Here is a 13,575-nt window from a genome sequence, read left to right as displayed (position 1 = left end):
ATAATCATTATTCATTTAATTTAAAGTCAAAAGCAATTGAGCAATGTATAAAAACAAAAGGACGCAATGGATAATTCTTTTAATAGCATCAATCATTACCGCTATTGGTTTACTAACAGGCTGGTATTTTTTCATTTTTTTAGTAATTCCAATGGGATTTTTATTTCAAAAAAAAGATCGAGAAGACTAGCAAAACATGATATGAATAAGTTAAAAAACTGAAGTAATGGTAAAGTTTCATAAAAAGTATTCTGATTATTTAGAATTGACATAATTAAGATCTATATCTCTATCAACTTATGTCATCGTTTAGCTGGTATATGTGCCCTTTTTTTTTATATATTTACCCCCGAAAATGTTAAAATAGGATAAGAATTGTTCATTTTGAGAGGTCTGTAATTAACATTTTTACTTTTACAATAAATATTGAGTTATGGAATTAATGGAGAAAGCACGTGAGTTTGAGAGCAGAAGTATGAGCAATATGTCCACTAGTGATAGAGTTGAAGCATCTAGAGAAGCTAAGGATCTCGTTTTGAGCCTTAATGAAATCTACAAACAAAATAAAGATCCCGAGATCATGGAAATGATGAAAATCATTACTGCCAAAAAACAAAAGATTGAAAAAAGGCTTAAAGGTAGGCCCGAAGTTTAAAACAAGAGGGATCAAGAGAAATTATTGGATAGTTCTAGTGTCCTCACTTTTCTCTTTTATTGAGGAATCGTAAAATAAAAAGTTGTGCCTTTTTCTTCTTCTGATTCTAACCAGATTTGACCGCCGTGAGATTCTACAATTTTTTTGCAGTGAGCCAAACCGATACCCGTGCCTTGATATTTTTCTCTGGAATGTAATCTTTGGAAAATAGCGAATATTCTTTCTTTATGAATCTCAGGGATCCCAATTCCGTTATCTTTTACTGAAAACTCCCAAAACCCTTTGGTATGCTCATTGATTGATCTGTGTGTCGCATCAATTTGTATTTCAGGGATTGTGTTTTCACGAGTGAATTTAATTCCGTTGCTAATGAGATTTTGTATTAAAAGCCGTAACTCAATCTCATTACCCTTAACTATAGGCAAATCATTAGCCATGATTACAGTGTTTGTTCTTTCCAGAATATGCTTAAAATCTCCTTTTAACTCTTTTAATACAATATTCATATTCACGTTAGAAAACTCTTTTGTTCGGCCTAGTCTAGAATATTCCAGTAAGGAATCTATAAGTTTTTTCATCCTGATACTGGCATCCTTTATATAATCTAAGCTTTCCTTACCTACTTCATCAAAGCTATCTCCATAATCCTCTGATATTAAACCAATAAAACTGGAAATTGTATTTAATGGTTCCTGCAAATCGTGACTAGCTATGTATGCAAACTGTTCCAGTTCTTTATTTTTTGATGCTAACACTAAAGATTGCTCGTGTATTTCCTTATTCTTTTGCTGTAATTTTGCACTTAACTTCTTTTTATTCAAGTAATTTTTGTACAGTACAAAACCAGCTACAATGGTAATTATGATCAAAGCAATCAAAGACCAATTAATTTTCTTCTGACTATCAATTTCTGAAAGTTGCTCCTGTAATACGGCTTCCTGTTTTTTGATTTGATCATTTTGCTGATCCAAATACTCTTGTTGCTTTAAGATTTCTTCTGCACTGTCGTTAATCCTTTTATCTTGATCCTTAATGAATGTAAGCTGATCTTGGATATTCTTTTCTAATTCTTTCTCTATCAGCAATTTTTCTTCATATTTTTTCTCCTGTATTTTACTTTCAATTGATAATTCTTCAATCCATTTATTCCGTTCATTTATTCGAAACTGAATAGTATCGATAGCTCTTTCCTGATTGGTTATCTTTTCCTTTTGCTGCGTTATTTGCTTTTCCTTTTCTTCTATAACCGCTTTTTGCTCTTTATTTTCATCCAGCGCCTTTTCCAGAGAATCTTCGGTTGTTTTAAGCAGTCCTTTCCACTTTTGGGAAGATGTTATCGCATATTGTTTGAGTGAAGGAGCGACAACAAAATCTTCATTAGTAATACGTTCTTCATTGATTTCATATTCAAATGAATTGCCAACATTAACCATATTGATCATAGAAGTCTTATAGTTATAATCCTCTGTAACCAAGAGAATATTCTTACCAGATACTTTCCTTAAAATATAGTTTATATCGTAATTGAATTTATTGTGCACATATAGTAGTTCAATATCTTTGATACTTTTTACAGATTGAAAACGAATAATTTCAATTTGTTTCCCAAAAATCTTCCGTTTTTGAGCCATTGATTTCAGATCTAAAATAGTTCGATCAGGTCCCAAGACACCTATTTTAAAAGTATCTTTTTCATCCAGTTCAGGCCATCCTATTTGTTGAGCAAAATTGTAAATAAATATGGTTCGTTGTACTCTTTTAATCTCTTCATCATCCATGTTTTGCCCACAAATATTAGCAGTACCAAAGGAAAAAAGAAAAATAAATAATCCCAACAGTTTGAGTGACTCGTAAATGGAACGATATAGAGAAGTAGCGTACCTATTTATCATAGTTTTAGTAATAATCGAACATAATAATTAGCTCCATTCACTCCGAACTGTTGTACCCTTCTGCTATAAATGAAATTACCATTTTCTGTGTTAGCAGAATGCTTATGCTTATCCGGGTATACATTAAAAATGTTATTTCCCCCCAGGGTAAATTTTACATAATCATTCATCTGATACGAGATCGCAAGATCTGTAGTTAGTTTTGGAGAAAAAGTCTGATCCCTGGATTCAATAGCTCCACTAAATTCATTGAATACCCAATTGGCTTGATCCCCATCGTCCGGATGTATGAATTGTACTTCTCCAAATAATGTGTTGACCATTTGTAAACGAAATTTATTGAATTCGTAGGATACTAAGGTATTTAATTTATAATTAGGCTGAGCTGATTCTACTCTTGCAATTTCCTCTCGATTGAATAGAACATCCTCTTGCCCGACCAGAGATGGAGAAACTTTGATACGCCCGTTTACCTTTGTGTCTGTATAATTAGCTCCCAGAGAAGCATCCAACTTACCAGAGCCTAGTGATGTTTTGTAAACCACAGCAGCATCTATTCCTGATGTTCTGGAATCAATAGCATTTGTAAAAAACTGCGCTGCTCCTACTCCAAAAGGTTCCAAGACGGCTTCATATCCTTCTGCAAATCGACCAGAAAGTACAATTCTGTCATCTATACTAATTTGGTAATAGTCAAAGGTAAAAGTGAAATTTTCCTTTAGTTTTCCACTTACACCAGCAGTAAAATGCTTTGATAATTCAGGTTTTAATTTTGAAATCTGAAATGCTTCTGTGGCTACTGCACTTTCGTTATTAAAAGTTCCTACCTGAACGCTTTCTCCATTGATAAACTGAGTACTTATATTCTGAAAAAAGACCTGATGTAAAGAAGGTGCTCTGAACCCTGTGGAAAATCCAGTTCTAAGGCTCATATTTTCATTAATTCTATATCTTCCAGAAAGTTTCCAGATAGCCTGACCCCCAAAATCATTGTAAGCTTCATACCTTCCTGCTGCTTTTACCAGCAATTTCTCAGAAATATTAGTTTCTATATCTAAGTAAGCAGCACTATTGGTTCTAAAACGATCTAATTCATTCTCTGGTTGAAAACCTGGAAACACTTGTGCTCCTGAAACTCTAGGTATCTCATCTCCTGCATTATTAAAGTAAGTGCTTCCCCCATCAATATATGAGGCTTCCTCTCCTGCGATGATTTGATAATTCTCTACTCTAAGTTCTGCTCCAAATGCCACATTCACCCCATTTAACCAATCAAAAGTTTTAGAAATATCCAAATTGGTGGTATTTTGTTGATACTTAAATCCGCCGGCATAAAAAGTTCTAGGCGAAGCTACACCAAGGGAAGCATTATTCGAATTATTTACCGTATAATCTAAACTATTAATACCAATGGAATGACTAAAATCCACGTTCCACCCATTCTTAATGCCTCTAATTCCTCCTGCCACAACATCGTCCTGAATATCTGTTAATATTTGTGGTGAAAAACCATTAGGAAATAACTCGGGTACTACTCTATCCTGATTTTTGGGAAACCGATAAAATCCTGCGGCCATACCTTCTCTATAATTTCTTCCTCCCTGAAGGTAAAACGTAGCATTCTCAGACATTTTAATTTCTCCGTTAAATGCCAATGCGAGATTCTGTGTTGCAGCACTACCAATTTCCATCACTCTACGACCTGAGTACCCTGTCTGATTGAAAAAATTATTTTCCTGAACGAGTCTTTCATCTTCCACCGGATCTTCATTATAAACTGTTCCATTATAATCCCCGGCTCTATTTACAGATTCTCTGTCTCGATATTCTGCTGTTACATTTATATACCCTTCTTTTCCAATTTTCAATCCAAAATTAGCTGCAGAATAGGTTGTAAAACCATCACCTTGGGTTGTAATTCCTACTCTATTATCTACATTTATAACTTCTGTCTGCTTTTTTAGAATAATATTGATCACTCCTGCAATGGCATCAGATCCGTATTGAGAGGTAGCGCCATCTCTTAGTATTTCTATTCTTTCTATAGAAGCAACGGGTATTGCATTAAAATCTGTACCGACTGTTCCTCTACCTACGGTTCCGTTAACATTTAATAAAGAACTATTATGTCTTCGTTTTCCATTGACCAAAACCAACACCTGATCGGGCCCAAGCCCTCTTAGCGTAGCTGGATCAATATGATCAGTACCATCAGCAATGGTCTGGTGAGTGGAATGAAATGAAGGAACCAGATAATGTAAAATATGGCTTAATTCTATCTGGGATGAGCTTGTAATCTCTTGTGGAGAAATAATATCTACTGGTGCTGTAGTTTTTAATGAAGATTGTGGTTTTGCTCTAGACCCCAAAGATATGGGTTGATCCATAGAAAATCCTGTTTCCAGTAAAAAATCAACCTGAACCGTTTCCCCTACCTTAACAGATATAGTTTTAGACAAAGAATTATACATCACAAATCCAGCGGATACTATATATTCTCCTTCATCAACATCAAATGAATAATTACCATTAACATCAGTTGTTGTGTTTTGATCTGTGCCTTCAATACTTACTCTGGCTCCAGGCAAACTACCAAATTGATCAGAAACATTACCAGAAATTGTAGCTCGGGATTGTGAGTAGTTTATTTGTGTGAAACAACAAAAAAGTATAACAGAAATAAATGTATACCGCATGCTAAAAATGAGGGGTTAGGTTTACGTAATTTATTTAATTAGACACGTTAAATTATAAAAGAAAAAACTATTTAAAAATATTTTAAATTTATGTTTACTTCATTAATCGCCGATTACAAATTAAGTCATTGTTATTGAACAGAGGCGCATTCTTTATGAAAATACTTCCTCGCTAATTCTTTGATTATTTTAGTGGTTAACATTTTTTCTTTAAATTCTTTTACTTGTAAAAAGCCATATGCTACCTTTTCTTCTTCAGGATTAAGGGGAGCCCCAATCATCAAAATCACTATAGTTTGCTTAAGCTGATCATTATGTTTCTGGATTTCTGATAAAAACTCCCATCCATTCATAATTGGCATATTGATATCCAAAAATATAATTTCAGGAATAGTACCCGATTTTATAATTTGTATTGCCTCTGCTCCATTTTCGGCTACTAAGATTTCATCTACACAATCGCTTTTATTAATTATGGTTTTATTAAAAAAATTAGTGGCTTTGCTGTCGTCCACCAATAATACTTGTTTTATTTTCCCCATTTTGAATATTTCTGTAAAAATAATTTTTTAAAACTACCTTGCTAAGGCAAATAAAAAACTATCTGTAAATTCATGACTCCTGATAATAGTATTGGTTATTTATAAGCTCCAGCAATAAAAAAGCTTTTAGAATATTCCGTTATAAATCAAAAATTTTTAATCACCGCCTTATCGATTAAACGCGAAAATTAACGACAAAGTGTATTTTGTTCTACAAAAAATACTAATATCCTAATTTACTTTTTAAGATTTAACAAAAAACACCTGAGCAATTATTTTAATTAAAAAAAAATCTCCACGAGCTTCTTACACTAGTTATCAATATGCTATTTTTCTAAAGTGCGTTTTGCAAAGTGCTTTTCTATTACATTATCCAATAACTCCAGTGATAAGGGCTTGTTTATAAAATCATCAACCGAGTGATTTTTTATGGATTGGTTGACATCATCTGGATTAGAAGAGGTAGATAGTAAAATTACTTTTATTCCTTCGGTAGTACTTTTGTCCAATTTAGCAAACTCTACCAAAAACTCCCATCCATTCATTGCGGGCATGTTGATATCCAAGAAAATAAGATCTGGTTTTATAGCCATATTGTTTTTCACATTAGTTAGATATTCCAATGCAGCTTTCCCACTCTGCACCGTATTTACATTATCGAAACTATTGTGTCTGGTTACTACTCTTTCATTAAAGAAATTTGTGGCTTTGTCATCATCAATTAAAAGCACACTAGTGATCGATTTCTCCATAAAGTTTTTCCAATTACACTCAAAAGAACTAAACTTATTTGACATATACATCATAAAATCAGACTTTCCCGAACACTTTTCGTCCAAAAACCTTATTTAAACGACAAAACAACATCAAATGTTTTACCGTATTAAAATTACGGAAATAAAGCAGCGCAAAATCCTATATGCCAAAATTGAGAATCGTTTAACAGAGTACTATTAAAAATAAATGTACTTTTGAAATGATTCGGACAGTTATTTGTCCGTAATATTTGTAAGGGATTTATGCTTGACAAAATAAAAAACAGGTGCAAAGCCACCACATTACATTATTCAATATTTAATAGTACCAATGATATCCCATCTTATGATTGGAATAGCATAAATAAGAAAAATAATCTTTTTCTTACATTGGACTATCTTCATACACTAGAGTATACTTTATCAGAAACTATAGGGTTTCGATATATTGTATTTTATAATCAGGATGAGGCTGTAGCTATTGCTGTAACTCAACTGATTAAATTTAACACAGAAGATTTAAAGTTTCAGGAATTTCCTTGCAGAATAAGCGATGCTATCAAAAATACGTTTATGAAAAGTATGGATGTGAGGGTATTGGTCTGCGGGAACTTATTTTCCTGTGGAGAGCACGGTTTTCTTTACTCTGATAAGATTAGTGCTAAAGAGGCTTTTGAAAATCTATCAGATGCATTACGAGAAATCAGAAAAACTGAAAGAACTGATAAGCCCTCTTTTATTTTACTAAAAGAATTTTGGCCAACATCCTTTAATCAAAGTGATTATATTAAAGATCAGAAATTCAGAGAATTCAGGATTGATGTAAATATGGTGTTGCGAGTACAACCGAGCTGGAATAATTTTGAGGATTATCTCACCAGTATGAAAACTAAATTCAGAACCAGAGCCAAAAAAGTTTTCAAAAAATCTGCTGATATTACGGTTAAAGATTTCACAGCTGAGGATATAAACAATTGTAAGGAAGAAATTGACAAATTATATCTTTCAGTTCTGGAGAACGCTGATTTCAAAATTGGAAAACTAAACGCTGTAACTTTCAGAAATTTAAAAAATTCACTTAACGAATCCTTCATTTTTAAAGCATATTTCCTATATGATACACTAGTAGGTTTCACGACTTCCTTCATATTAGATCATGTTGTGGAAGCAAATCATATAGGGATTGATTATACATTTAATAAATCACACGATATTTATCAACGAATGTTATATGACTATGTGAACCTGGCCATTGATAAGAAAGTTGATGAATTAAGATTAGGGAGAACCGCAGAGATTATTAAAAGTTGTGTTGGTGCCAAACCCGTGGAAATGAAATTGTATGTTCGACACGGTAACTCTATCTCTAATAAACTTTTAAAACCTTTGGTTGAGTTTATTTCTCCCAGTGAATATGAAGTACGGAATCCTTTTAAACTTCAATTAAGCTAATTGTGGATTCATTAACTCAGATAGTTCTAGGTGCTGCCGTAGGCGAAGCGGCCATAGGAAAAAAAGTAGGTAATAAAGCCATGCTTTGGGGTGCAATTGCCGGAACAATTCCGGATTTGGATGTGATGGCAAAATTGTTTTTTGATAATGTGACAGCTAACGAATTACATCGTGGGTTTTCTCATTCAATCCTGTTCAGCATTATTATGGCACCGATTCTGGGATGGTTAGTTGCTAAACTCTATAAAAATAAAGAAGCTGATTGGAAGGATTGGACAAAATTGATGTTTCTGGCACTTTTTACACATCCTATTCTGGATGCATTTACCACCTGGGGAACTCAACTATTCTGGCCTTTGGATTACAAAGTAGCATTTAATAATATTTTTGTAGTTGATCCACTATACACAATACCCTTTTTGGTGTTTCTTATCATTGCTATGTTTTATAAGCGAACACACCCTAAAAGGCGAAGATTTAATCATCTGGGATTATATTGCAGCTCAATATACCTTTTAATTACACTGTTTCTTCAACAAGGTGCGAGAGGTAATTTTACCATCAACCTGGAGAATCAGCATTTACGGTATAAGGAGATACAAACGCGACCTACTCCTCTTAACAGTATTCTATGGACAGCTAATATAGAAACCGAAGATTCTTTTCTTATCGGTTATTATTCGTTTCTCGATGAACCTGATTTTATTGACTTTACCGAATTTCCAAAAAATCATCATTTGTTAGGAGATTTAAAAGAGGATCCGTTGATTCCCAGACTTGTAAAACTTACAGAAGGTTGGTACACTATCGAAAAAGATGATGATAAAACGTACTTCAATGATCTTAGATTTGGACAATTAGGAATGGGAGCCGATGCCAGTCGCTTTGTTTTTAGTTATGAATTGTATTATGATGAAAACGGAACACTAAAAGCAAAAGAAAGAGAACGCGTTATTGAAGATGCTACTCCTATGCTAAAAAAACTATTTGCGCGAGTACTTGGAAATAAACCATAAAAAAAGGGTTCGACATTTCAAACCCTAACACTCTTATTATCATTGAATTTTAAGCGAATTGACAAATTACTCCCCCCATAAGGGCAAGGCATACGGTCCAATACCCCACGTTGACAGCGATATATTTAAATCCTTTTCTTTCGAATAGAGCATTTATACCTAATACAGGTAAGGCAAAAAATAATCCGGTCATAGTACCGTGTAAAGCCCCGTGTTTAAAGGTCCTAAAATTTGTACCATACTTACTCATAAAATCTTGTGCATATTGATAAATTTCTGTGCCTTCTGTCATTAAATCCGGTTCACTCATCAATGTTTGAAAAAAACCAAATTGGTGAATTACCACTGTATTAAGCATAGATGCCAACATAAGACTAAAGATATAAGAAACGATAAATATTACGGCCATGTTTCCTCCCTTTAAATCTTCGGTTGTAAATCCACAAGCATTCATCCAAGCAGTTCCAAAAACCTTTGGATTATACCAAACGAACCCCAATACCATAGGTATCAAAGCGGCAATTGCCATGATCAAAAAATTAAATTCCATATTGGTCTGTTTTTAAAGTTGTTACTCAAATATAACGAAAATGAAATTCAGTCAGCACTACCATATAAAATATGCTAAACGAATAGAGAAAATCAATAATACGATTCCGGTAACTTTAAAGAATATATTTAGTCTATATGCCGAAATATATTTCTTCAGCTTTTTTGAAAGCATTACTTTCAATAAATCTGTAGTTAATATTGCTGCTAAAACTGCAATTAAAAATACGATCAGTGATGATTTTTCAAGATATTTTTCCTCTCCATATGTATAAACTCCCATCCAAACCACAAATACAAACGGGTTAAAAAAATTAACACTAAATCCTTTGATAAAAAAAGTACTCAACTTTTTAGAAGCCAATGATACGCCCTCGATGATAACAGCCTCTTTTAAAAGATAATGGATTCCTAAACCAAAAAGTATGATACTACCAATAATGCCTATCCAGAATTGATTTTGTGTTGCTGTCATAAAAGAAGAAAGTCCATAGTAGCATAAAGCAACACAAATCATATCACTTATTATAATTCCAAAAGCAACAGCCACTCCGGCTTTTACTCCGTATTGAAAACTACTATTCAATAATAAAAAGAAGACAGGTCCGACAAAGATTATCATGGCCAGGCCAATACCTAAACCTTCAATAAATGGCATAATTATTAGTTTCAATTACCTGACAAATATACTTTTTTTGTGAGTGAGCAATTAGTAACAGTCCTTTTAATCTATTGTTTCACAAACGTGAAACTTACAGCAGCATATACCTTTTCCCTAAAGAACCGAACACAGTAGGATGTTATATCTAGAAGAAATAATTTTATAACTACTATAAAGATAATTACCTTTGAGAGTATGTAACCACATGCATTATCAAAATTTTCATTTAAAACCAACTAAAAACCAATGACAAAAGAATCACTTCAGCAAGAGGGACTCCAGAAAATAAAGGTAGATTTTCACTTTTTGATATCTTTATTTAAGCAAATGCTTATATCTATAGGAGAGGAAGAGCTAGCAAAAGCATTGCCTTTCGACAATCAAAAAATTCCGGATAGAAAGAATATTTCAAATCAAAAACTAACACAGGCTATTGGGATCTGTTTTGAACTTCTTAATTTGGTTGAAGAAAATGCTGCAACACAATACAGACGAAAAACCGAGACGCAATTTGGCTTACAATCAACACGAGGTTCTTGGGCAGAGACTTTACACCAATGGAAAAAGGACGGAATCAATGAACAAGAAATCGCCCAAAAATTACGTCTCATCAACGTAATTCCGGTATTGACTGCACATCCTACTGAAGCTAAACGTTTAACAGTTCTTGATATCCACAGAGAGTTGTATTTGTTATTAGTAAAAATTGAAAATCCAAACTGGTCTACTACTGAACAATCCAAGATCAAAGAAGAAATTATCAGCTTACTAGAAAGATGGTGGCGTACAGGTGAAATTTATCTTGAAAAACCTCGACTTGAAGACGAACGAAATAATCTTATGCATTATTTTGAAAATGTGTTTCCGGAAGCTGTACGATTAACAGATCAACGTCTACTGGATGCGTGGAAAGCTCTTGGTTTTTCTGAATCTTTACTCGAATGGCCAGAACATTTTCCTGTAATTCAATTTGGTAGTTGGGTTGGTGGCGATCGAGATGGGCATCCATTCGTTACTCCAGAGTTTACAGCCGCAACTTTGCACTTGCACCGCAAAAAGGCACTTAAAATGACACAAAACCAACTCATAGGATTGGCAGCAAAACTTAGCTTTTCGGGGTATCAAACCTCCATCCCACAAACCTTTTTAGACCAAATTGAAAATACAGCCAAAGAATTAGGAGTTAAAGGACAAAAGGCTTTAGATCGGAACCCATCAGAACCATTACGACAATTTGTAAATCTACTCCTTATTAAACTTGAAAACACAATTAACGATCATGATGAGTTAGGAGAAGTAACATATTTTAAATCATCAAATGATCTGGGAGACGAACTCAAAAAACTACGTGAAATACTTATTGATTTAAATGCGGTTAGAATTGCTAAACAATATCTGTTTCCCGTTGAAAGAATAATACAGGGGTTCGGTTTTCATTTGGCCAAGTTAGACATCAGACAAAATAGTGCTTATCACGAAAAGGCTATAAGTCAAATTTTGATCGCTTCGGGTTATGAAGATGCTGATTATGGTTCGTGGGAAGAGGAGAAACGATTAGAATTTCTGAATACAGAACTCCAAAGCAAACGTCCTTTTTTGGTAGCAGGAACCTCCTGCGGACCAGAGGCTGATAATGTACTGGGATATCTACGGGAGGTTAAAAAATACGTAGATCAGTTTGGAACAGAAGGTATCGGCTCTATCATTGTGAGTATGACACGCAGTGTAAGTGATTTGTTATTGGTTTTTTTATTATTAAGAGAAGTAGGTCTTGAAGATGCTCATCTTCCGGTAGTCCCGCTTTTAGAAACGATTGATGACCTAATTGCCGGACCTGAGATTTTATCCGCTTATTTACAACACCCTGTCGTTGAAAAACAACGAAAATCAATACACCCGTTTATTCAGGAAGTTATGTTGGGATATAGTGATAGTAATAAAGATGGTGGTATTTTGACTAGCCGATGGAATATTTACAAAGCTGAAGAAAACCTTACGAAAGCTGCAAAAAAATTAGGAGTTGAACTATGTTTTTTTCACGGACGAGGCGGAACTATAAGCCGTGGAGGTGGAAAAATTCATCGATTTTTAGATAGTATGCCACCTGGAGCTATGAGCGGAACTATTAAAATGACCATACAAGGTGAAACTATTGCAAATCAGTTTGCCAATCTTCTTACTGCATCCTATAATCTGGAAATGTTTGTTGCAGGGACCGCAAGGCAAACCCTGATTCCATTAAGTGATACCCAAGATCAACAACGTTATCAGATGATGGATCAATTGGTTGATTTGGCACGAAAAACATATCGTAAGTTATTAGATCACCCAAAGTTTATCGATTTTTACGCCAGCGCTACTCCTATTGATGTTTTAGAACAAAGTAAAATTGGTTCCAGACCGGCGCGTAGAACAGGACAACGGTCTTTAGATGATCTTCGCTCAATTCCCTGGGTATTTAGCTGGAGTCAATCGCGATTTAACGTTACCGGATGGTTTGGAGTTGGAACTGCTTTTGAAGAATTTCAAAAACAACAGCCTGATAGTTTTGAACGATTAAAGGAATTAGCTAAAGAATGGTCATTCCTAAAATATCGACTAATTCAAATTGAATCGAATCTGCTCAATTCTGACATCGATATCATGAAAAGTTTTGCAAATCTGGTAGAAGAACCCGATACAAGAAAGGATCTTATGGATTTGATCCTTACAGATCATTCTACCTGCTTACAAAAAATTGCAAACCTGATGGGTGAACCAATAGAGTCCAGGAGAATTTCAAAACTAGAAAACAACAAATTAAGAAATACCGCCTTACAAGCTCTCCACGAAATACAAATAGAGTATTTAACAAAGTGGAGAAGCATTAAAGAAAGTGATAAAGAACTTGGCAATACATACTTATTACATCTCTTAATGCTGGTTAACGCTTTATCCGGTGGACTTAAAAGTACTGGTTGATCATTTAAATATCTTAAAACTTTGATCTGATCTCATATTCTATAAATTAATCAAAATTCTACATCTGATGTACAGTTCGCTTTGCTAATAGGTATATTAAAATTTATTGGCTATCTAATATTTGAAAAAAAACATAAAAACCACCTAGCATAAAACTAGGTAGTTTAATTTTTCAGTATGGATATTGCCTTATATCTCCGACTTTGCTACACCTATTTACATAAATAAAATCTACTCCCCCAATTCAATGGATAATTCTTTACTAGCTTAAACGTATTGTTAGTAACACCAGAACTTACTTTAACAAAGTTTACGCCATTATGTATCTAGCGATAAATACTAAATTTATCATCTTTTGATACTGAAACTATTTCTAGAATACAACTATAATAAAAT

10 protein-coding genes are annotated in these 13,575 nt (G+C 33.8%); 4 read left to right on the top strand and 6 right to left on the bottom strand.

Features of this window, described 5'->3' with window-relative positions; all coding sequences use genetic code 11:
• Positions 1–433 precede the first annotated feature (433 nt).
• Positions 434–655, top strand: coding sequence for a hypothetical protein (locus ACE94K_RS11975; protein ID WP_118457027.1), 222 nt, complete (start codon positions 434–436; stop codon positions 653–655).
• A gap of 56 nt (positions 656–711) precedes the next feature.
• On the opposite strand, the gene ACE94K_RS11970 is transcribed toward ACE94K_RS11975, so the two are convergent.
• The 4 genes from ACE94K_RS11970 to ACE94K_RS11955 all read right to left on the bottom strand — a co-directional run bounded on the left by ACE94K_RS11970 (position 712) and on the right by ACE94K_RS11955 (position 6,537).
• Positions 712–2,547 (bottom strand): YfiR/HmsC family protein, encoded by a 1,836-nt coding sequence (locus ACE94K_RS11970; RefSeq protein WP_378172364.1) that lies wholly within the window; start codon positions 2,545–2,547, stop codon positions 712–714.
• Positions 2,544–5,243: a TonB-dependent receptor domain-containing protein gene (locus ACE94K_RS11965; protein WP_378172361.1), complete on the bottom strand. Its 2,700-nt coding sequence runs from the start codon at positions 5,241–5,243 to the stop codon at positions 2,544–2,546. The genes ACE94K_RS11970 and ACE94K_RS11965 overlap by 4 nt, the downstream gene beginning before the upstream one ends.
• Before the next feature lie 131 nt (positions 5,244–5,374).
• Positions 5,375–5,785 (bottom strand): response regulator, encoded by a 411-nt coding sequence (locus tag ACE94K_RS11960; protein ID WP_378172358.1) that lies wholly within the window; start codon positions 5,783–5,785, stop codon positions 5,375–5,377.
• Positions 5,786–6,111: 326 nt separating this feature from the next.
• Positions 6,112–6,537 (bottom strand): response regulator, encoded by a 426-nt coding sequence (locus ACE94K_RS11955; protein WP_378172356.1) that lies wholly within the window; start codon positions 6,535–6,537, stop codon positions 6,112–6,114.
• A 267-nt stretch (positions 6,538–6,804) separates the two neighbouring features.
• On the opposite strand from ACE94K_RS11955, the gene ACE94K_RS11950 reads away from it, so the two are divergent.
• Both ACE94K_RS11950 and ACE94K_RS11945 read left to right on the top strand, forming a co-directional pair.
• The gene (locus ACE94K_RS11950; RefSeq protein WP_378172353.1) at positions 6,805–7,992 is read left to right on the top strand and encodes a hypothetical protein; all 1,188 of its coding nucleotides are present in this window, start codon (positions 6,805–6,807) and stop codon (positions 7,990–7,992) included.
• Positions 7,993–7,994: 2 nt separating this feature from the next.
• Positions 7,995–9,008 (top strand): metal-dependent hydrolase, encoded by a 1,014-nt coding sequence (locus tag ACE94K_RS11945; RefSeq protein ID WP_378172351.1) that lies wholly within the window; start codon positions 7,995–7,997, stop codon positions 9,006–9,008.
• Between the two features lie 49 nt (positions 9,009–9,057).
• Here the strand turns inward: ACE94K_RS11945 and ACE94K_RS11940 are convergent, their stop codons facing one another.
• Both ACE94K_RS11940 and ACE94K_RS11935 read right to left on the bottom strand, forming a co-directional pair.
• A complete protein-coding gene (locus tag ACE94K_RS11940) occupies positions 9,058–9,558 on the bottom strand; it encodes a DUF1761 domain-containing protein (RefSeq protein ID WP_378172348.1) in 501 nt (166 codons plus the stop codon).
• Positions 9,559–9,615: 57 nt separating this feature from the next.
• Complete coding sequence (locus ACE94K_RS11935) at positions 9,616–10,215, bottom strand: LysE family translocator (protein ID WP_378172346.1); 600 nt, start codon at positions 10,213–10,215, stop codon at positions 9,616–9,618.
• A gap of 249 nt (positions 10,216–10,464) precedes the next feature.
• On the opposite strand from ACE94K_RS11935, the gene ACE94K_RS11930 reads away from it, so the two are divergent.
• Complete coding sequence (locus ACE94K_RS11930) at positions 10,465–13,179, top strand: phosphoenolpyruvate carboxylase (RefSeq protein ID WP_378172343.1); 2,715 nt, start codon at positions 10,465–10,467, stop codon at positions 13,177–13,179.
• Positions 13,180–13,575: the final 396 nt, after the last annotated feature.

It is taken from the genome of Aquimarina besae, from assembly GCF_042434905.1.
In the GTDB taxonomy this organism is placed as follows: Bacteria; Bacteroidota; Bacteroidia; order Flavobacteriales; family Flavobacteriaceae; genus Aquimarina.
The sequence above is the reverse complement of the archived record's forward strand: the minus strand, read 5'-3'. Positions and strand labels throughout refer to the sequence as shown.

Bases quoted from the DNA above. Each gene is read 5' to 3' on its own strand.
- ACE94K_RS11975 (WP_118457027.1), top strand. From the start codon at position 434: ATGGAATTAATGGAGAAAGCACGTGAGTTTGAGAGCAGAAGTATGAGC.
- ACE94K_RS11970 (WP_378172364.1), bottom strand. From the start codon at position 2,547: ATGATAAATAGGTACGCTACTTCTCTATATCGTTCCATTTACGAGTCA.
- ACE94K_RS11965 (WP_378172361.1), bottom strand. From the start codon at position 5,243: ATGCGGTATACATTTATTTCTGTTATACTTTTTTGTTGTTTCACACAA.
- ACE94K_RS11960 (WP_378172358.1), bottom strand. From the start codon at position 5,785: ATGGGGAAAATAAAACAAGTATTATTGGTGGACGACAGCAAAGCCACT.
- ACE94K_RS11955 (WP_378172356.1), bottom strand. From the start codon at position 6,537: ATGGAGAAATCGATCACTAGTGTGCTTTTAATTGATGATGACAAAGCC.
- ACE94K_RS11950 (WP_378172353.1), top strand. From the start codon at position 6,805: ATGCTTGACAAAATAAAAAACAGGTGCAAAGCCACCACATTACATTAT.
- ACE94K_RS11940 (WP_378172348.1), bottom strand. From the start codon at position 9,558: ATGGAATTTAATTTTTTGATCATGGCAATTGCCGCTTTGATACCTATG.
- ACE94K_RS11935 (WP_378172346.1), bottom strand. From the start codon at position 10,215: ATGCCATTTATTGAAGGTTTAGGTATTGGCCTGGCCATGATAATCTTT.
- ACE94K_RS11930 (WP_378172343.1), top strand. From the start codon at position 10,465: ATGACAAAAGAATCACTTCAGCAAGAGGGACTCCAGAAAATAAAGGTA.